The 17705-nt window shown below is 62.8% G+C and carries 16 protein-coding genes and 1 tRNA gene; 8 read left to right on the top strand and 9 right to left on the bottom strand.

Annotated features, from left to right (window positions below; genetic code table 11):
* Window positions 1-39: 39 nt before the first annotated feature.
* Entirely contained in the window at window positions 40-1110 is a 1071-nt protein-coding gene (locus GWE18_RS21040) for an acyl-CoA dehydrogenase family protein (RefSeq protein ID WP_275187619.1), read from the bottom strand.
* 278 nt (window positions 1111-1388) lie between these two features.
* Between GWE18_RS21040 and GWE18_RS21035 the strand changes: the two genes are divergently transcribed.
* The gene (locus GWE18_RS21035) at window positions 1389-2171 is read left to right on the top strand and encodes an SDR family NAD(P)-dependent oxidoreductase (protein WP_275187618.1); all 783 of its coding nucleotides are present in this window, start codon (window positions 1389-1391) and stop codon (window positions 2169-2171) included.
* Between the two features lie 124 nt (window positions 2172-2295).
* On the opposite strand, the gene GWE18_RS21030 is transcribed toward GWE18_RS21035, so the two are convergent.
* Window positions 2296-2574 (bottom strand): GlsB/YeaQ/YmgE family stress response membrane protein, encoded by a 279-nt coding sequence (locus tag GWE18_RS21030; RefSeq protein WP_057901440.1) that lies wholly within the window; start codon window positions 2572-2574, stop codon window positions 2296-2298.
* Window positions 2575-2641: 67 nt separating this feature from the next.
* A complete protein-coding gene (locus GWE18_RS21025) occupies window positions 2642-3211 on the bottom strand; it encodes a YidB family protein (protein ID WP_275187617.1) in 570 nt (189 codons plus the stop codon).
* A gap of 143 nt (window positions 3212-3354) precedes the next feature.
* Between GWE18_RS21025 and GWE18_RS21020 the strand changes: the two genes are divergently transcribed.
* Complete coding sequence (locus tag GWE18_RS21020; protein ID WP_275187616.1) at window positions 3355-4359, top strand: 2-dehydropantoate 2-reductase; 1005 nt, start codon at window positions 3355-3357, stop codon at window positions 4357-4359.
* Window positions 4360-4529: 170 nt separating this feature from the next.
* Complete coding sequence (locus GWE18_RS21015) at window positions 4530-4736, top strand: hypothetical protein (protein ID WP_275187615.1); 207 nt, start codon at window positions 4530-4532, stop codon at window positions 4734-4736.
* A 190-nt stretch (window positions 4737-4926) separates the two neighbouring features.
* Here the strand turns inward: GWE18_RS21015 and GWE18_RS21010 are convergent, their stop codons facing one another.
* Complete coding sequence (locus tag GWE18_RS21010) at window positions 4927-5547, bottom strand: hypothetical protein (protein ID WP_275187614.1); 621 nt, start codon at window positions 5545-5547, stop codon at window positions 4927-4929.
* Window positions 5548-5812: 265 nt separating this feature from the next.
* Window positions 5813-6769 carry a helix-turn-helix domain-containing protein gene (locus GWE18_RS21005; protein ID WP_275187613.1) on the bottom strand — a complete coding sequence of 319 codons (957 nt, stop codon included), beginning with the start codon at window positions 6767-6769 and terminating at the stop codon, window positions 5813-5815.
* Window positions 6770-7140: 371 nt separating this feature from the next.
* Between GWE18_RS21005 and GWE18_RS21000 the strand changes: the two genes are divergently transcribed.
* The 3 genes from GWE18_RS21000 (at window position 7141) to GWE18_RS20990 (ending at window position 9388) form a co-directional block, all read left to right on the top strand.
* On the top strand, window positions 7141-7779 hold the full coding sequence (locus GWE18_RS21000) for an RraA family protein (protein ID WP_275187612.1): 639 nt from the start codon (window positions 7141-7143) through the stop codon (window positions 7777-7779).
* Window positions 7780-8003: 224 nt separating this feature from the next.
* Window positions 8004-8372, top strand: coding sequence for a cupin domain-containing protein (locus GWE18_RS20995; RefSeq protein WP_275187611.1), 369 nt, complete (start codon window positions 8004-8006; stop codon window positions 8370-8372).
* A 56-nt stretch (window positions 8373-8428) separates the two neighbouring features.
* Window positions 8429-9388, top strand: coding sequence for a tripartite tricarboxylate transporter substrate binding protein (locus GWE18_RS20990; RefSeq protein WP_275187609.1), 960 nt, complete (start codon window positions 8429-8431; stop codon window positions 9386-9388).
* 99 nt (window positions 9389-9487) lie between these two features.
* On the opposite strand, the gene GWE18_RS20985 is transcribed toward GWE18_RS20990, so the two are convergent.
* Window positions 9488-10000 carry a PRC-barrel domain-containing protein gene (locus tag GWE18_RS20985; RefSeq protein ID WP_275187608.1) on the bottom strand — a complete coding sequence of 171 codons (513 nt, stop codon included), beginning with the start codon at window positions 9998-10000 and terminating at the stop codon, window positions 9488-9490.
* Window positions 10001-10381: 381 nt separating this feature from the next.
* On the opposite strand from GWE18_RS20985, the gene GWE18_RS20980 reads away from it, so the two are divergent.
* Window positions 10382-10458, top strand: a tRNA-Arg gene (locus GWE18_RS20980).
* Window positions 10459-10803: 345 nt separating this feature from the next.
* A complete protein-coding gene (locus GWE18_RS20975) occupies window positions 10804-13545 on the top strand; it encodes an MMPL family transporter (protein WP_275187607.1) in 2742 nt (913 codons plus the stop codon).
* 464 nt (window positions 13546-14009) lie between these two features.
* Here the strand turns inward: GWE18_RS20975 and GWE18_RS20970 are convergent, their stop codons facing one another.
* Genes GWE18_RS20970 through GWE18_RS20960 form a run of 3 tightly spaced genes read right to left on the bottom strand, consistent with a single transcriptional unit; the run spans window position 14010 to window position 17408 of the window.
* The gene (locus GWE18_RS20970; RefSeq protein WP_275187606.1) at window positions 14010-15263 is read right to left on the bottom strand and encodes an HlyD family secretion protein; all 1254 of its coding nucleotides are present in this window, start codon (window positions 15261-15263) and stop codon (window positions 14010-14012) included.
* A 40-nt stretch (window positions 15264-15303) separates the two neighbouring features.
* Entirely contained in the window at window positions 15304-15507 is a 204-nt protein-coding gene (locus tag GWE18_RS20965; RefSeq protein ID WP_275187605.1) for a DUF1656 domain-containing protein, read from the bottom strand.
* On the bottom strand, window positions 15504-17408 hold the full coding sequence (locus GWE18_RS20960) for an FUSC family protein (RefSeq protein WP_275187604.1): 1905 nt from the start codon (window positions 17406-17408) through the stop codon (window positions 15504-15506). The genes GWE18_RS20965 and GWE18_RS20960 overlap by 4 nt, the downstream gene beginning before the upstream one ends.
* Window positions 17409-17705: the final 297 nt, after the last annotated feature.

Below are 17705 nucleotides of genomic sequence, written 5' to 3'. Positions count from 1 at the left end.
TGGTCTCGACTTCTAAAGCCAGGCAAATCGGTGTTGATGTCAGCGCGAGGCGACCAGCGGCCACAATTCATCGGCACCGCGGACGGCTACGAGCTTGCCGAGTTCGACCGCCCAATAGCTTTCGGAACCGAAATCGTCGCGCCAGGCCAGCGCGCGCAGCGAATAGCGATGCAGGATGTGCTCGACGGTGAAGCCGATCGCGCCATGCACCTGATGGGCGATGCCGCCGCCTTTTTCCGCCGCTTCCGCGCAGCGGATTTTTGCCGCCACCGCCTCAAGAAATACTTCGTCGTCGAACGAAGTTGCGTTGGCGATGGCGTCTGCTGCCGAGGTGGCGGCAGCGAGCGCCGCCGCCGACTCGCCGGCGAGCCGCGCCAGATTGTGCTGCACCGCCTGGAATTTCGAAATCTTCTTTTCGAAGGCGACGCGCTCGTTGGAATAGCGCACGGAAATTTCCAGCATCGATTCCAGCGCGCCCGCGATCTGCAGGGATCGCGCGACGCCGCCCATCAGCATCAGCCGGGTCTGGTCGAAGCCTTTGGGCGCGGGCTTGATCGCGACCGGCTGTACCTTGTCCAGCGTCACGACATCCGACGGGTCGCCGCCGAGATTGAGCCCGGTCTCGATCCGGCACTTGGCTGCATCGACCAGCGCCATCGAGAGGCTGCCACCGTTCGCATCGCTTGCGAGCACCGCGAAGTGCTTTGCGGCCTTGGCAAACGGCACGCCGCGGGCCCTGCCCGACAGGCTGCCGTCGGCGTTGATGGTAATCCGGTCCTTTGGGCTGGCGGGCACCACCGTCATCTCGCCGCCGGGTGAAGAAATCCTGACCTGCGCCAGCAGCCAGCCTGCCAGCATGGTCTCAGTGAGCGGCACCGCGACCGCGAAGCGTCCGGCCGCGCTGAGCACGCTGAAACCTTCAGCGAGCGAAGCGCCAGAGCCGCCGCAATCTTCCGGCACCCAGGACAAAGGCAGGCCGGAGTCCGTTAGCGCCTGCCAGAGCGGCGCTTTCCACTCGCCCCTCTTGTCGCGGTTGATGGTTTGGGCGTCGGCGAGATCGGCGAAGATTTTCTCCGCAGTCTCGGCAACGATGTTCTCACTCTCCGCCACAGCGTTCCTCGATTTGAAATTGGCATGCCAATCCCAACTGATATTGCCGGGTCGGCTGCGGTCTTTTCTTGCGCTTTATGATGGGCAAAAGCCATAGCCGTGACAAGCGCTGTCCGCAGGGCGGCCTGCGACGGCGGCATGATGATCGTGCGGCAAAGAATAAATTCCGCTGAGCGGACTTCCCGAGTTTGCACGCCATTTGTCGCGCGATATGGTAGGCCCTCGACCTAAGAACGGGCGGTTCGAAACCCAGCCAAAAGATACAGAAGGAAATGCGGATGTCGAAGGATGGTTTGTGCGCGATTGTCACCGGGTCTGCCTCGGGTCTTGGGGCCGCAACCGCCGGCATGCTGGCAAAGGGCGGCGCGCGCATCGTCGTCAATTATTCCAGCAGCAAGGCGGAAGCTGAAGCCACGGCCGATCTCTGCCGCAGCGCCGGCGCCGAAATCGTGGTCGTGCAGGGCGACGTGTCGCGCGATGAAGACTGCAGGAAGATCGCGGCTGCCGCAGCACCCTGGGGCCGTATCGATGTGCTGGTCAACAATGCCGGCACCACCAAGCATGTGCCGCATCATGATCTCGACGGGCTTTCGGCCGAAGACTTCCAGCGCATCTACGCCGTCAACACGATCGGCCCGTTCCAGATGATCCGCGCTGCGCGCGCGCTGCTCGAGGCCGGCGCAAAAGCATCCGGCCTGCCGTCCGCCGTGGTCAACGTGTCGTCGGTCGCCGGCATTTCCGGCGGCGGTTCTTCCGTCGCCTATGCCGCGAGCAAGGGCGCGCTCAACACCATGACGCAATCACTGGCGCGCGCGCTGGCGCCGTTGATCCGCGTCAATACGGTGTGTCCCGGCTATATCGATACGCCCTGGTTCACCAAGGGCCGCGGCGAGGCCGGCGCCAAGGCGGTGCGCGACGCCGTGATCGCGAAAGTGCCGCTGAAGGTCGCATCGACGGCGGAGGATATCGCGCAGCTCGTGTGCTTCCTGGCGTCGCCCGCGTCGAGCAACATGACCGGCGAGTTCGTGCGGATGGATGCGGGGATGCATCTGGTGTTGTGATGATTGGAGGCCGTCATTCCGGGATGGTGCGCTAGCACCAGACCCGGAATCTCGAGATCCTCAGGTGCGCAATTGCGCACCATAGTTCGATGCTTCGCATCGCCCCGGGATGACGGCTACGCCGTCACCTATTCCCCGGATCCGATATCACGCCGCGCGCCACCAGCCTGTTCCAGATGAACAGCACCACCAGCGCGCCGATGGTGGCGGTGATGAACCCGGCGCCCTGTTCGGGGCCGTAATGGCCGATCGCCTGGCCGATGAAGGTCGCCAGAAACGCGCCGGCGATGCCGAGCACCGTGGTCAGGATGAAACCGGTCGGGTTGTTCTGTCCCGGCGAAAGGATCCGCGCGATAATGCCGGCGACGAAGCCGACGACGATGATCCAGATAATGCCGCTCATGGCTGTCGCTCTCCGATGCGTGGATGATGAAGCAGAGAGCGGCGCGGACCGCGCCGCTTAAACGGCGTCAAATCCGTTCCGACAATTCGTTATCGTTCGGCAGTCGTCCGTCTGGCGTCAAATGATTGACGACGTCGGGTAGATACTGGCTGAGGCCTTGCAGCAAATCGTCGCGCGATAGTCCGCTTTGCGACGATAGCTGATCGATCTCGTCGGCGCCGAGCGCGTTGGCGAGATCGCCGGGCGAGACCTGCTTGTTGGGACCGTTGCTGACCCAGGAGTCGGCCTGATCGCCAAGGCCCTTCTGCTGCAACTGATTCAGGAGGTCGCCGAGGCCGCCGCTCAGGATAGTGCCGGCTGCGCCGCCTGCGAGCAGCCCGCCCAATCCGCCCTTGAGCATGTCGCTCAGTCCGCCGCCGCCGGGCAGACCGGCATTGACATTACCGGGCGCGGGCGCCGGTTGCGGGGCGGAGCCGGTCTGACTGCCGCCGAAATGCTTGATGCCTTTCCAGGCCAGCAGCGCCAGGATCGCCATGGTCAGCGGCGACATTCCGCCGCCGCTGTCGCGCTGCTCGCCGCGGCCGCTGGGACCGCGCGGGCCGTTCATCATGCCGTTGAGTACGTCGAGTAAGCCCATGATCGTTTCCTCCGCGTCGCCCCGCGCAGAAGATAGCGGTGGCCCATGACGGTTACAAGGCGCGGCCCGGTCACTACCACCTCTGGTAGGCGCGGTCCGCGCGCTCTGCTATTCGAAGCCGGGTGCAACGCGGTGAGTGCGAAATGGTTTCGGGCCGGACGATCGGGATTGCAGGGGCGGGCAGCATCGGCTGTTTCGTCGGCGGCATGCTGGCGGCAGGCGGCCGCCGCATTGCGCTGCTGGCGCGTCCGCGCGTGATAGCCGAAATCGAAGCAGACGGGCTGCGGCCGACGAGTTTTGAAGGTTTTGACCAGACCATCACGCGCGATCAGCTCGCATTGTCGGAAAATCCTTCCGTTTTTGAGGACGCCGGCGTTGTGCTGGTCACGGTCAAGAGTGCGGATACGGCCGCCATGGCGGATGTCATCGCGCGGCACGCACCATCGGATGCCGTCATCGTCAGCCTGCAAAACGGCGTCGGCAATACAGCCGTCCTTCGCCAGCGCCTGCCGGGACGGCGCGTGCTTGGCGGCATGGTGCCGTTCAACGTGATTGCGCTCGGCGCGGGGCGGTTTCATCGCGCCACTTCCGGCGACATCGTCATCGAGCAGGATGAGGCGCGCACGGCGGAGAAGGTGTCGGTGCCGGGCCTGAAAATGCGGCCGACCGGCAACATCGACGGCGTGCAATGGGGCAAGTTGCTGCTCAATCTCAACAACGCGCTCAATGCACTGGCCGATCTGCCGCTACGCCGGCAACTCAGCTCACGGCCATGGCGACGATTGTTCGCCGACCAGGTCGCCGAGGGTCTGGCGGCGATCCGGGCCGAGGGCATCAAGCCGGTCTCGCCGACGCCGATTCCGCCCGCCTGGATGCCGTCGCTGTTGCGCCTGCCGGACCCGATCTTCGAAGCGTTGCTGGGGCGGACCATGAAGATCGATCCCGAGGCGCGCTCGTCGATGTGGGAAGATCTGCAGCGCGGCCGCCGCACCGAGATCGATTATCTGCAGGGCGTCATCACCGAAATCGCCGAGCGTCGCGGGCTACAGGTGCCGCTGTCGCGCCGGATCGTGGAATTGATTCGGCAGGCCGAGCGCGACGCCAAGGGTTCGCCCGGCCTGACACCCGAGCAGATTCGCGCGGGCTGAGCGGACGCGCGTGCCTTGAATTGCCGCCGGTCTGGCGGGCCCCTAGAGCCTATTCCGTTCCGATGGAATCGGAACGGGGCTCTAGATTTTTGGTTTGACGCGTTTTCTTGACGCGAACCGGTGCCCACTTCGCTGGAAAACGCTCTAGAATGGACGCGAGGGAGATGCGAATGAAACGGACTTGTCTGGCGCTGATTGCGGTTGCCCTTGCCGGGTGGGCGTCGCCGACCCCCGCCCACGCCGTGCCGCCGACGGCGACGCCGTCGCCGGGCTATGAAGCGAGGCTGCAGGAGCAGCGGGCGGCGCAGCGCACGCCTCTCGCGCCTGCGCTCAAACCTGCCCTAAAGCGCCGCGGCAAGAAGGTGCCTTCGCATTGATCCGGAAGTTCTGGACGATGGTGATCACGGATTGATGCGAAGTCTCCCCCACGTCGTCCCTGCCTAGTGCGCAATTGCGCACGGACCCATACCGCGTGATCTATCGATAGGGCAAAACGGCAGACGTCATCTCAAGACAATTGAAGCCAGTGGCTATGGGTCCCTGCGTTCGCAGGGACGACAGAAATATCTAGCCCTTCTTCTGCTTGGTTTGCGCCTGCTGCTGTTGTGGGTTGAGCAGCCTTTTCAGTCCGTTGATGCTCTCTGAAAGCCGCGGCCATTCACACGAGAATTGGTTCTTGGCGCAGTGGGCAGCCTTGATGCGCGCCGCCTGCTTGACCGGGCTTGCCACCGGTATCGGCACCTTTTCGGTTTCCACCGGCGGAGGAGGGGGCTGCTCGGTGCGGAGCGAGACCTGCTGTATTCCCTGCGCCTGTTCCTGCTTGGCCGCCTGTGCCGCGGCGAGGTGATTGCGCCGCTCGCGCTCGAGATAGGCGGTATATTGCTCGTCGATTTTCTTCTGCTCTTCCGGCGTCGGGTTGGGGCCTGCGATGTCGAAGGTCCGGTCCTGCATGAAATCATAGTAGGTGTAGCCGCCACCGGGCTTGCGTCGGCCGGCGAATTTCGCGTTGCACTCGGCGAGTTTCGCCGTCTTTTCTTCCTTGGTGCTCGCCTTCTCGGCGACATCGGCGCAGGATTCGAAATCGACAGGTGCGCTACGCCACCACTGCGCGTCGCTGCGCACGGGCGCCAGCACGACGAGGCCCCCGATGGCGGCAACAACAAACGAAGATGCACGTGAGGCGATCACGGACGTTACTCTCCAGTCGAATTCTTGGGAACTTTGATTGAGTCGATTGTCATCATTTTGGCAGCGCTGTCACGCCGAAATTGCTCGATGTTCCCGCTGGCGTTGTGAGCTTATCCGATGGATGTGACCGATGGAACACAACGCTATGTCGTCGAAATTATTGAAGAAATTCAACGCCAAAGTTCGCATGCGCGCACCATGCTGGAGCGATTCTAAGTGCACCTTCCGAAGGCGAGCGGATAAGCACGCCACATTGTGGCAAGAATCAGTCAGTCCCTCGCGCGCGGGCCAATGTGCGTGACGCCGTTTCCTGGAACGTTGCGCGATAAAGCTTGGCAAATTCGCCCATGTGATGGAACCCGTTGGCCCGGGCGCATGACGTCACGGTGATGGCATCTGACCCCTTCACGAGTTGTGCGCGGGTCGACCAAAGCTGCTTGAGACGCAAATAGCGATGCAGGCTCATGCCGCGAACGCTCGCCATTGCCGTGCCTAGCGTTCTGACCGACACGCCGCATTGTTCGGCGAGGTCGGCGCTGTAGATCGCCGAGGCGGGATGAAAGGCGACATATTCGTCGACCATGCGAACGAGGCGGCAATAGTTCCGGTTTGCAAGCCGGAACGTCAGTTCCGGCGTCCTGCTGCGGCGGAACATCTCGTCGATGGCGAGCAACAGGTTTTCCTGGATGGCAAGCGCCGAGCACGGCTCCTGCAATAGATCCGGTCTGGCGGAAGCCGTCTGCAGAATACCAGACGTGACCGATCTGACCGTCGCCAGCGCATCCGCGTCCGGCGTGAACGGGCATAGCTCGTCCGGCCTATCGAACCATTCCCGATCCCGCAGGCCGCCTCCAAGCGTGATGATCACGTGCAGCGATCCGCGGGGTTCGACGAACTGCAGATCCGCATTGCCGCGCATGCCGACAAAGGCCGGACGATTCACGGACAGTCCGTTGACGGAGACTTCGTAGGCGTCCTCGATCTGGAATATGACGACGCCGTGCGCCGCGCGGTAGCTGACATCGAGAATGCGGGGAAACGAGGTGAGCAGGTTGATCTGGCATCCCGGCAACTGCACCGTCGCACGCGCGGTGTGGAAATTCGCGAGGTTCAGCGGGACGCTGCGCGCGTCGGCGACAAACTCGACCGGCCGGAAGGCGTCGATGTCGGAAAATTGCGTGATCGCAAGCGCCGGTGAAGGCGAAAGGTTCTGGAACAGCATCTTGAAGTGACCGGGTCCAAATCGAATCCGGTCTCTAACTTCGAACGGGTCTGGTTAACTTCGTGTTAACAAATGTGGCGGGAGGCGCGATTTCATACCGCGAACGACTGTCGAGGGATTCGAAGGGCCTAGTCGGGGACGCGCGGCTGGCCGCGGGTCCGGCGCGGCGCGAAGTCTTGCAAATCCATTATAGCAGCTCATGCGGAATGCTATTTGTTTTGCCGCAACCGAAGGCTTCATGTTTGCCGCGCCATGCGGTGACCCCGGGGCTACCGGTTCAGCGCGCAACTTACGTGGCGCCAGCTGCCGACGTTGCGCCGACGGTCGGAATGGCAGAAAAGTCCGGCCTAGCATCAAGGGAAACAGTCTGCATGAGCATCACCACGGCCATGACGAGCGTGCCGAAGCCCGCACCTGACCTGATCGAGGCGTTCAGGCATGCGCCGACCTCCATCATCAGCGACAATCTCGCCCGGCTGCCGGGCGCCGTCGGCCTGCGGCCGTTTCACCGCGCCGGCCGGCTGGTCGGGGCCGCCTTCACGGTGCGCACGCGGCCCGGCGATAATCTTGCGATCCACCGGGCGCTGGAGCTGGTCGGGCCGGGCGACGTCATCGTGGTCGATGGCGGCGGCGACGAGACGAGGGCTCTGGTCGGCGAGATCATGAAGAACATTGCCGAGTACAGGGGCGCTGCGGGTTATGTGATCGACGGCGCCATCCGCGACGTCGCGGCGTTTGCCGCATCGGACTTTCCGTGCTTTGCCCGCACGGCGATCCACCGTGGGCCCTACAAGAACGGCCCCGGCGAGATCAACGTACCGGTTTCGATCGGCGGCTCGGTGATCGCGCCCGGCGACATCGTGGTCGGCGACGAAGACGGCGTGGTGTCGTTTCCCGCCTCAACGGCTGCCGCATTGCTGGAGGCGGTCCGCGCCCAGGTCGCGCGCGAGGAGGATACGCTCCTTGCGATCCGGGAAGGCCGTTACCAGGGCAGCTACGGCAAGTCTTGAGATTTTGATCGATGCGCAATGATCCGAGGCCGCACACCCGTGTACCGGACGCAGTGCAGCGCATAGCGCTGCACTGCAGAGCCGGGACCCCGTGGCGGCGCGTGGGACCCCGGATCAGCAGCGCACCGCTTCGCGCTGCGCAGCATCCGGGGAACGGAGCCGGTACGAGTCGCCTGGATCAAACTGTCGCTGAGTAACCCAATTGCGCGCTTGAGGGAGGAACGATGAGTCAGAAGGACGAATTTCACAATCTGGACAACCCGCATGACGGCCTGTTTCGCGAACTCGCGTCCGGGGTCACGACGCAAATCTTCTCCGGCGAGCACGCGATGCTGTCGGTGGTGACGCTGGCGCCGCACGCGCAAGGCACCCTGCATCATCATCCCGAGGAGCAATGGGGCGTGCTGCTCGATGGCTCGGCCATCCGCGTTCAGGGGGATGAGGAAATTCCAGTCAAGAAGGGCGATTTCTGGCGCACGCCAGGTAACGTGCCGCACACGATGCGGGCTGGACCAGAGGGCGCGCGCGTGCTTGACATCTTCAGCCCGCCGCGGCCCGAATACAAGAAAGCCGGGTCCGGCTTCGGCACTTAAGACAAGTCTGCGAACAAAAACAAAAAAGCGCAGCGACAAACGGGAGGAGAGACGTGGTGAAGATTACCAGACGCAATTTGCTGGCGGCATCGGCCGCGTTCGTGGTGACGCCGGCGCTGGCACAGCCGGCCAAGAACATGACGCTGGTGGTGCCGTTTCCGCCGGGTGGCTCCACCGACGCGCTGGCGCGATTGCTGCAGTCTCATTTGCAGACCAAACTCGGCCGGACCGTGCTGGTGGAAAACAAGTCGGGTGCGGCCGGCTCGCTCGGCGCCGTACAGGTCGCCAAGAGCGCTCCTGACGGCGCGACGTTTCTGGTGACGTTCGATTCGCACGCGGTCATCCCCTCGATTCTGGAAAAGCCGGGGCTGGACGTCGAGAAGGATCTGGTACCGGTGTTCCTGGTCGGCACCGCGCCCTACGTCGTCGCCGCGAATGCCGAGCGGCCGTACAAGACCTTTGCCGACGTGATCGCGGCCTGCAAGGCAAATCCCGGCGCGGTGAAATACGCCTCCGTCGGCATCGGCACGCTTGGCCATCTCGCGATGACCGTGCTCGCCAAGAAGGCCGGCGTCGAGATCACGCATGTGCCTTATCGCGGCGGCGGTCCCGCCATGAACGACGTGCTCGGCGGCCATGTCGATCTGATCATCGGATCGGCGGCGCTGATCACGGCGCAACTCGGCACCAACAGGCTGCGGCCGATCCTGCAGATGGGCCGCGAACGGATGCCCGCGCTGAAGGACACGCAGACCGCGATCGAGGCAGGCTTCCCCGATTTCGAGACGCTGGCCTGGTGGGGTATTTTCGCGCCCAAGGGAACGCCGCCCGATGTCATCGCCGACATGGGGAAATCGGTGAAGGAGATTTTGAGCGAGCCGGCCGTGGCCGCCCAATTGCGCGAGACGCAGCAGATGACGCTGCTGCTTGCCGACGGCAAGGAGTTCTCGACGTTCTTCGCCAAGCAGGTGAGTATCTGGGGCCAGGTCGTGCGCGAGAACAATATCAAGGCGTAGGGCTGCAGGATACGCCCGAGCCGCGTGCGTAGTTTTGTGATCGCTCATGATAAAGGCCCCACCGGGGTGGGGCCTTTATCATGCAAGGCGCCAGACGCCTCAGTTGTGGTCTGAATACTTGAACTGCGGCATCGCCTTGAGCTGCTCCTTGGTGCCGCTCATCACGGCGTGATCGGGCATCCAGTCGTTGGTATCAGCGCTACGTCCGGTCGTGCTCGTGGCCGCGCCGGTCGTTGTCTCGCCGCGCGTTGTCGTCGCTGTCGCGCTGGTGCGGACCGGCTCTTCCATGAATTTGAGCTTGTCCATGGAAACGGCGATGTCATGCTCGCCCATGCCCAGGAAGCCGCCGACACCGATGACCACGGCAGCGACTTTGCCGTTCTTGTCCAGGATCAGTTCATTGATGTCGCCGAGTTTCTCATTGGCGTCGTTATAGACGTCGAGGCCCATGAGCTTGGACGCACGCCAGTTGTCCTTGAGCATCATCTTTTCCTGCGAGCCGGCGGCAGGGGCGGCCTGTTCGCTGGGTTGGGCCGTCTGCGCGGTCTGCGCATAGGCGGGAGCACTGAAGACGACAGCACTCAAAAGCGCCGCAGCTAAAAGTTTCTGCATTGTATCCTCCTCGGAAGGTTGATCCGGTGCTTCTAGAACAGGACCCGCCAATGAATGTTCCTAAGCATCTTGGGGACTATCGGCACAGGCCGAGCAGCGGCGGAGATGGCCGCAGACAAAGCCCCCATTGCTGGGCGCTATGTTTTTTGCCAGCCGCTATATCTGTCGCCCGATGGGCGAACGGCCATTTGGTTCCGGGGACGATCGCCGGGGGCGTTTTGCTAAAATTGGCGGGACTGCCGATCCCGGCGTCTTTGGACATGGCCGGAGTTCTATCGTGCGTCCCAATCATGCGACCCAATGGACCGCTCTGTAGGGCTGGCGATGCCAGGCCCGCTTTGCTATGAAGCGCCCAGCACCTGTCTTGCCACACAGGTTCGCGGTCCCGTAGCTCAGCCGGATAGAGCGACGGTTTCCTAAACCGTAGGTCGGAAGTTCGAGTCTTCCCGGGATCGCCAGCGCTCGTGCTGCGCTTAATGCAATAAAATCAACAGCTTCTTGTCGGCCCTCAATTTGTTCTTAATCGAAAAATTCGCGTTGTATCGCTGATTCCGTATGCTCCGCTGGCTCCGTGTAGTTACAAGGGGTTACGCAGCGTACCGCCTGCTCCATGCGACACCGACGCAAACACGCGCCAATCCATTTGTTCGTGGTTCGTCCGAAGACAGTGGATTGCGATCTATCCGGCATGGCCGCCGGAGTACATCCACGCCGGCGCGCACGCAGCGGACTGGGACGAACGCGGATACGAGCCGGTGACGCTCTCACCGGGCCATCCTTGAGCCTCGTTCGAATTCGAAACATTGCGGCGAACGTCGGAAGACGCCACGCCGGTCGACGCGCATATCTGGCGAAGACAGCCAGCGCAGCATGATGCCGACGGCGTGAAGTTCATGCGCGCATCGAGAGAGACAGTCATCATGGTGAACTCAACGATCATTAGAGTCGTCGATTTCTGTGCGCGTCACCCCTGGCGAGTTTTCATCTTCGGGATTTTGCTCGCGGCAGCCGCTACCGGCTATGACGTCGCGCGCTTCTCGATCACGACCGATACGGAAAATCTCATTGCCGAGGATTTACCCTGGCGCCAGCGCCAGGCTGATCTTGCCAGAGCCTTTCCGCAGGAGGAAATCCTGGTCATCGTGACGGCGCCGACGCCGGAGGACGCCGAGCAGGCGACGAGCGCTCTGCAAAAGGAACTTGTCAAAAGCCAGAATCTGTTCCGCTCCGTGGTCCAGCCGGACGGCGGAAAGTTTTTTGAGCAGAACGGCCTCCTGTTCGAACCCCTGCCGAGCGTCAAGGACTCGATGGCCGGGTTGTCGAGCGCCGACATTCTCGTCGGTACCCTGGCGGCCGATCCGAGCCTGCGCGGTGTCATGAAGACGCTCGACTTTGCGGCTGACGGTGTCCAGGGCGGCGAAATCAAGCTCGACCAGTTGGTGTGGCCGCTCTCGATCGCCGGAAAAACCCTGAATGATGTGCTGGCCGGCAAGCCGACAACGTTTTCGTGGCAGGCCCTGGTGCGGGGAGAGCCGCCGCAAGCGGTACAATTGCGCCATTTCATCGAGGTGCAGCCGGTGCTGGACTTTTCCGCGCTACAGCCGGGCCGCAAGGCGGCCGACAGCATTCATCGTGCGGCCGCTGACCTCAAGCTGGCTGAGAAGTTTGGGGCATCCGTGCAGTTGACCGGCACGGCGCCGATGAACGACGATCAGTTTTCGGTCATTCAGCGGAGCGCGCTGCGTGACACGTTGATTGCCTTGTTCGGGACGCTGATCATCCTGTGGCTGGCACTGCGCTCGTGGAAGATTGTGGCCGCCGTCGCCTTTAGTGTGGTAGTCGGGCTTGCCACCGCTGCGGCCCTGGGCCTTGCGTTCGTGGGAGCCTTTAATCTGCTCTCCATCGCGTTCTTCGTCCTGTTTGTCGGGCTCGGCGTCGATTTCGGCATTCAGTTCAGCGTGCGTTACCGCTCCGAACGCTATGAGTGTGGCGATCTGCACGAGGCGCTGAGAAGGGCCGCTCGAGAGATCGCAGCCCCTCTTACACTGGCCGCGGGAGCAACCGCGGTTGCTTTCTTCTCGTTTCTGCCGACTAGCTACAAGGGCCTCTCCGAGCTGGGCCTGATCGCCGGATGCGGGATGCTGGTTGCGTTTCTTTGCAGCATCACTTTGGTACCGGCGGTGTTGGCACTGCTCTCTCCTCCGGGGGAGGCGGCCCCGGTGGGTTTCGGCAGACTGGCGTCGCTTGACGGCTTCCTGCAGCGTCATCGTATTGCTGTCATCGCCGGCACCTTCCTCGTGGTGCTCGCCGGAACGCCACTGCTGTTCAAGCTTTCGTTCGATTTCAACCCGATCAACCTGCAGGACCCTAAAGCTCCGTCAGTGGTGGCCTATCGCGAGTTGCAGGGAAATCCGCTGACCAGCGGCAGCGATGCAGACCTCGTGGCAAAATCCCTTGCCGAGGCCGACGACATCGCGAAGCGTCTGGCTGCACTGCCTCAAGTGTTGCGAACCCTTACGCTCAACAGCTTCGTCCCTGACGACCAGGAACAGAAGTTTGCCGTGATCAAGGCCGCTGCTTTGCGTCTCCGCGCGGCCCTCGATCCGAAAAGTGGATCGGCGCCTTCGGACAAGGACACCGTCGTCGCCATCCGTTCGACCGCGGAGAATCTCTCGAAGGTCGCCGGCACTGCAACCGGACCGGGCGCCGATGCCGTGCGAAGCGTTTCCGGCCTACTGAATCGTCTGGCGCAGTCCGACGAGGCGACGCGCCAACGGGCCGAAGCGGCCGTCGTTCCGTCGCTGAACCATGATCTGGGCTGGCTTCGGAACAGCCTGGATCCGCAGCTTGTGACGATCGACAATCTTCCCGCCGATCTGGTTCGCAACTGGCTACTGCCTGACGGGCGGGCGCGGGTCCAGGCCTTGCCGAAGGGCGATCCTGGCGATGTCAACGTGCTGAGAAACTTCGCGACTTCGGTGATGGCCGTGGAGCCCCTGGCGACTGGCCCTGCGATCAGCCTTTATGAGTCAGGAAAGACCGTCATCGATGCGTTCGCCGAAGCGGGGATTGTCGCGCTTGCCGCCATCGCGCTGCTGTTGTTGATTGTCCTGCGGCAGGTCACGGACGTGATGCTGACCTTGATACCGTTGCTGCTGGCCGGTGTCGTCACGCTGGAAATCTGCGCGTTGACGGGCACGGTGCTCAACTTCGCCAACATCATCGCTTTGCCGCTGCTGCTTGGTGTCGGCGTCGCGTTCAAGGTTTACTACATCCTGGCTTGGCGCCAGGGCAAAACCGGATTGCTGGAATCCAGTCTGACCCGGGCTGTGATCTTCAGTGCCATGACCAATGCGGTCGCGTTTGGCAGCATGTGGTCGTCGAGCTATCCCGGCATCTCGAGCATGGGAAAAATGATGGCGCTCGCGCTCATGTGCACGATGGCGGCCGCCGTGCTGTTCCAGCCGGTTTTGATGGGGCTGCCGCGCCAGGTAGGCGCCGCCGCCCCGAAAGGGGGTGATTTCGTGCGGGACGCCGCGGAATAGGCCGCATCGAACTTACAGCTACCGTCTTTTGCTCGGCTCACCTCAAAGCGCAATATACATACTTTCGGACCATTGCGAAAAAATGGTTTAGCTTGCCGAACGATTTGTTCGTGGCACTGTGTAGTGGTTGCCTGTGCAGATCACCCGGAGCTTTCGGACCTCGGGCTCTGACGCGGCCGAGCGAGATGAGTGCTCCAAGATGTTGCCGATCGCTCTGCTCGTAGCGGCCGGCGGGGCGCGCGGTGGCCGCTGCCGGCTACATCGCTGCAGCGCCGGCGCGAACGGGGGTTTCGCGGCGATACACTTGAACGGTCGAGAAATACGCTCCCGTCAAGAACCCAACTGCCAACGCGCCTCCGGCCGGCGACATTTCAGGCCGCGAATAGCGATGTCGCGCGCTCGATGCGCAAAGCGGAGGCTGGAAAGGCCCGCGGCCTTGGCGAGGCCGCGGGCGGTCGCCGCGATCAACGGTTGCGCGGAGAGGTGTTGATGCCCGGGGTGAGCCCGGGTTCTATTTCTGCCGGTGGAGGAGCCGCAGGCTCCCTTGAATAGGGGATCCGTTCCGCTTCACTGCGGTCTCGGGATGCGTCCTGCAAGCAGTTCGGACGTGGCGGGCTCCCACCGCCGAACAGTTCGGATATTGGGTCTACGACGCCCGCGCGTATCCGATCGGACCACGTCCCACGATCGCTCGTGGCCGGTTGCCGGATTGTCACCGTTGCCGTCATGCCGGAGACAAGCGGAACGCCGGCCGGTACCGTGTCGATGGCAAGGCGCACGGGAACGCGCTGCGCAAGACGAACCCATGTGTAGATCGGGTCGACGTTGGGCAGCCCTTGGGTGCCGGCCGCAGCATTCGACACACTGACACCGCGAGTAACGGTCTTCACATGCCCGAGGATCGGCTGTGTGTAGCCCATCAGTTGAGCCTCGGCCCGGTCGCCGACACATACGCGCCCCATTTTCGTCTCTTCGAAATAGCCGTCGATCCAGAAACTATCGGAGTCAATGACGGAAATGTTTGGGATGCCCGTCACTGCATAGTCGCCGACCCGCAGCAGAAGGTTGGTGACATAGCCGTCGACCGGGCTGACGACATTCGTCCGTTTGAGGTTCAAGTCAGCCTGGGCAAGTTGGTGCGCGGCGGCCTCATAAGCCGCCTTCGCCTGCGCCGCGTTGCCGGCAAAGATCTGCTGTTGTTCCGGCGTCGTTGCCAGGTCGGACAAATGCTGGCGCCGTGCGGACTCGGCCTGCTTGACTTCGAGATCGGCGGCCCGCTGGTCGAGCAGCGCCTTGCCGACGCGAACGGCCACTTCGAAGTCGAAGGGATCGATCATGTAGAGAACATCGCCCTTGTGGACGAACTGGTTGTCGGCCACCCGGAGTTCGACGATCTTGCCCGGTACCTGCGGCGCGATATTGGCGACCTGGACGCGAACGCTGCCGTTCCGGGTCCAGGGCGAGGTTACGTAGTGTTGCCAGGTCAGAAGCGAGATCAGGATGGCGACCAGCGCGATGGAGATCGTCGAAAGGTACTTGCTCGCCGCGACAGCAAGACGTCGGATCGCATTGCACCTCGCTGTCGGAGGTGGCGCCTCCTGCACCGGCGGTTGTTCGCCGGGTGGAGAGCGATTGATGTTTTCGCGCGCCGTTGGTTCCGCCGGGGCGGAGCGGTCGCCGGCGTTATCAGCGCCGGCCTGCGGTTCATCGCGCAACACGTGTAGGTTTCGATGCAAGACAGCTTCCATGATTGTTCCCCTAGAAAAACAGTGCGAGCAGTCCGAACATCGTTACGTAGAGACTCAGTTCGGCCAGAGACGGATTGCTGAAGAATCTCGTAAATCCCGCGAGATGAAGCAGCGGGCGTAACAACAGGAACAACACCAGCGCCGTGGCCGCGTAGGAGACGATCGGCGCGACCAGGACGCCACCGATGATGAGTTCCCGATAGGTGTGCATCATGGTTGCCTCCCTCCGATTGATCCGGCCGTGGACGGCGACAGCCCAAAGGCGACGCTCGACAGAACGAGCGCGGCGCAAGCCGCATCGGCGGATAGATTGCGTTGCGCTGCGGCTTCACGCAGCTCCCCGGCGGCGGTCAGGATCACGCCAGCATCGCGCCGAGCGAGCGCGGCTCGGGCGATGTCCGCCGCCTCTGCCAGCGGGCCGCCTTTCAGCCTGTCCAGTTCAGCGCTGCACCGTCTAAGTGCTATAGACCGGTCGAAGCAGCGCATGGCTTCGTCTACGGTCCATTGGTCCGGCGCGGGAGCGCCGCTTGCCGCGACGATCTGCTGGACCCGCGTGGCGTCGCGAAACGCAGCTTCCTCAAGCGAGAGACGCCGAAGTCGCTGAACATGGAGACCGTTCCGCTCGTTGCGGGCCTCCGTGAGCAGCAGCTGGAGCCGCCGATTGCCCGACAGAGGTGGGATGATGACTTGCGCCGCAAACGTGAGAACTGCAGCAAGGCACGCCAGCATGCAGGTGACTATGAAGACTTGCGGATCGTAGCTCTGCGGGTTGGTCGGAGCGAGGATAGCCAAGGTGAAGACCAGCGAGAGCCGGCCGAGCGATGACAACAAAGGATTTGGCAGGGAGATCAGGAGAGCCAAGCCGATCACTACGGGCGCCAGGCCAATCGCCAGCAACGGAAACTCCGACACGCCGTTGAAGACGAAGTACTTCAGGATGCCGGCGAGCAGGCACGAGATCGGCGTAGCCAGGATGGCGATCGCGGTGAACTTGCGCGGGTCGGGGGCCGTAGCACCCAGGCCGATAATGACGGCAACAAGCGAGAGAGCGACCTCGGTTGTCGGCCAGCCGGCCATCACAAAGAGTGCCGCAATCAACGTGAAACAAATCGCCGCCCTTAAGCCGCCTTCGGCGGCGATGCGGCGAGAACGATACAGGGGCGCACGGCGACTGACGGCGGGATGCGTTCCGTTGCGCAGGGCATCGAGGCTGCTATGCACCTCGGCGTCTTTCCGAAGAAGTTCGCTTTTGAGCCAGCCTTGGCACATTTCCAACAGGTCGGATCGGCCTTCATCTCGATCGATGGAGCCCGAGGTCTGCTTGGCTGCGGCAGGCAATGTCGCAAGCGCGCGGGCCAGGAATAAGGTAGTCAGGAGGTCTACCATCGCAGAACGTGCAGCGGCGCTTCTTGCCGTTCCACTGCTCGATTCCGTGCGCAGGCTCGCTATTTCCGGACGCAAGGCGGTGACGTCTCTCAGCATGCTCGCCGTCATGGATACGGATGTCGTTTCGCCGCGGAGCACGGTCGCTGCATAGCTCATGATCTGCCGATGCAGCGCTTCAAGGCGGTAGGCGACAACCGGGTGATAGTCGGGCGCAGCCAGGACATCGTTGATTAGCGCGATCGCGAGAACGCCAATGACGAGCGCGGCGCCGCGTGCCACGCCCGTCGGGAACACTTGTTGCGGACTATCGATCTGCTGGATGGTGATCAGCGCAACGGTGATGCAAGAGAGCGCCGCGGCATAGGCCCGGTTACCGTCCAGCATTCCAGCGACATAGACGCACAGACCAACCCATGCGCCCAGCACCGCTAAAAGAAGGCCGTCAGTTTGAGAAAAGAATCCCGCGATGACGATTGATGCGGCCACCCCGATCGCCGTCGCAAACAGCCGGAAACCGGCCTTTTCCAGGCCTTGCCCGCGCGTCGGCAAGGCTAGAATTGCCACCGTGATGGCGGCCGACGACGGTACCTCAAGTTGCAGCCAGAAGCTCGCATAGAGCGCCAAAAGGCACGCCAGCCATATACGCACCGCGAAGGCCCAGGAACTCGCGGGAAAGCCGGCGAAGACCGGCGGACGCGTTTCGACAGTATTGGCGGCGTTCACTGGCATTGGTGCGTGGTCCATTGCGGCAGCGCTGAGTAGCGGCCTGCCGATTTCTCGAAACCCACTGCACTATGAAGTCGTTGCTGTACCCGGTATTTCCGGTCCACTAACCGGCTTACAAGAACGCACGTCGGATCACGGGGAGACGTTTTGCGCCAGGACCGGGCTATCGGGCCATGTGGCCCGATAGCCTCTTCGAGCCGGCGGATGATCTCATCGCCGCCGGTCGGGTTGCTGAGACAGCAATGAGCGCCTGCCGCCAATACCCGCTGACTGAGGGCATCGGTCGGAAAAGCCGTCATG

Source organism: Bradyrhizobium sp. CSA112 (genome assembly GCF_029051645.1).
In the GTDB taxonomy this organism is placed as follows: domain Bacteria; phylum Pseudomonadota; class Alphaproteobacteria; order Rhizobiales; family Xanthobacteraceae; genus Bradyrhizobium.
This window is presented reverse-complemented; position numbering and strand designations above follow the sequence as displayed.

What these genes read in the sequence shown, in the direction of transcription:
- GWE18_RS20985 (WP_275187608.1), bottom strand. Translation starts at nt 10,000, where the DNA reads ATGCAGAAACTTTTAGCTGCGGCGCTTTTGAGTGCTGTCGTCTTCAGT.
- GWE18_RS21015 (WP_275187615.1), top strand. Translation starts at nt 4,530, where the DNA reads ATGAAACGGACTTGTCTGGCGCTGATTGCGGTTGCCCTTGCCGGGTGG.
- GWE18_RS21005 (WP_275187613.1), bottom strand. Translation starts at nt 6,769, where the DNA reads ATGCTGTTCCAGAACCTTTCGCCTTCACCGGCGCTTGCGATCACGCAA.
- GWE18_RS21000 (WP_275187612.1), top strand. Translation starts at nt 7,141, where the DNA reads ATGAGCATCACCACGGCCATGACGAGCGTGCCGAAGCCCGCACCTGAC.
- GWE18_RS20960 (WP_275187604.1), bottom strand. Translation starts at nt 17,408, where the DNA reads ATGCCAGTGAACGCCGCCAATACTGTCGAAACGCGTCCGCCGGTCTTC.
- GWE18_RS20995 (WP_275187611.1), top strand. Translation starts at nt 8,004, where the DNA reads ATGAGTCAGAAGGACGAATTTCACAATCTGGACAACCCGCATGACGGC.
- GWE18_RS20965 (WP_275187605.1), bottom strand. Translation starts at nt 15,507, where the DNA reads ATGATGCACACCTATCGGGAACTCATCATCGGTGGCGTCCTGGTCGCG.
- GWE18_RS21035 (WP_275187618.1), top strand. Translation starts at nt 1,389, where the DNA reads ATGTCGAAGGATGGTTTGTGCGCGATTGTCACCGGGTCTGCCTCGGGT.
- GWE18_RS21030 (WP_057901440.1), bottom strand. Translation starts at nt 2,574, where the DNA reads ATGAGCGGCATTATCTGGATCATCGTCGTCGGCTTCGTCGCCGGCATT.
- GWE18_RS21025 (WP_275187617.1), bottom strand. Translation starts at nt 3,211, where the DNA reads ATGGGCTTACTCGACGTACTCAACGGCATGATGAACGGCCCGCGCGGT.
- GWE18_RS21020 (WP_275187616.1), top strand. Translation starts at nt 3,355, where the DNA reads ATGGTTTCGGGCCGGACGATCGGGATTGCAGGGGCGGGCAGCATCGGC.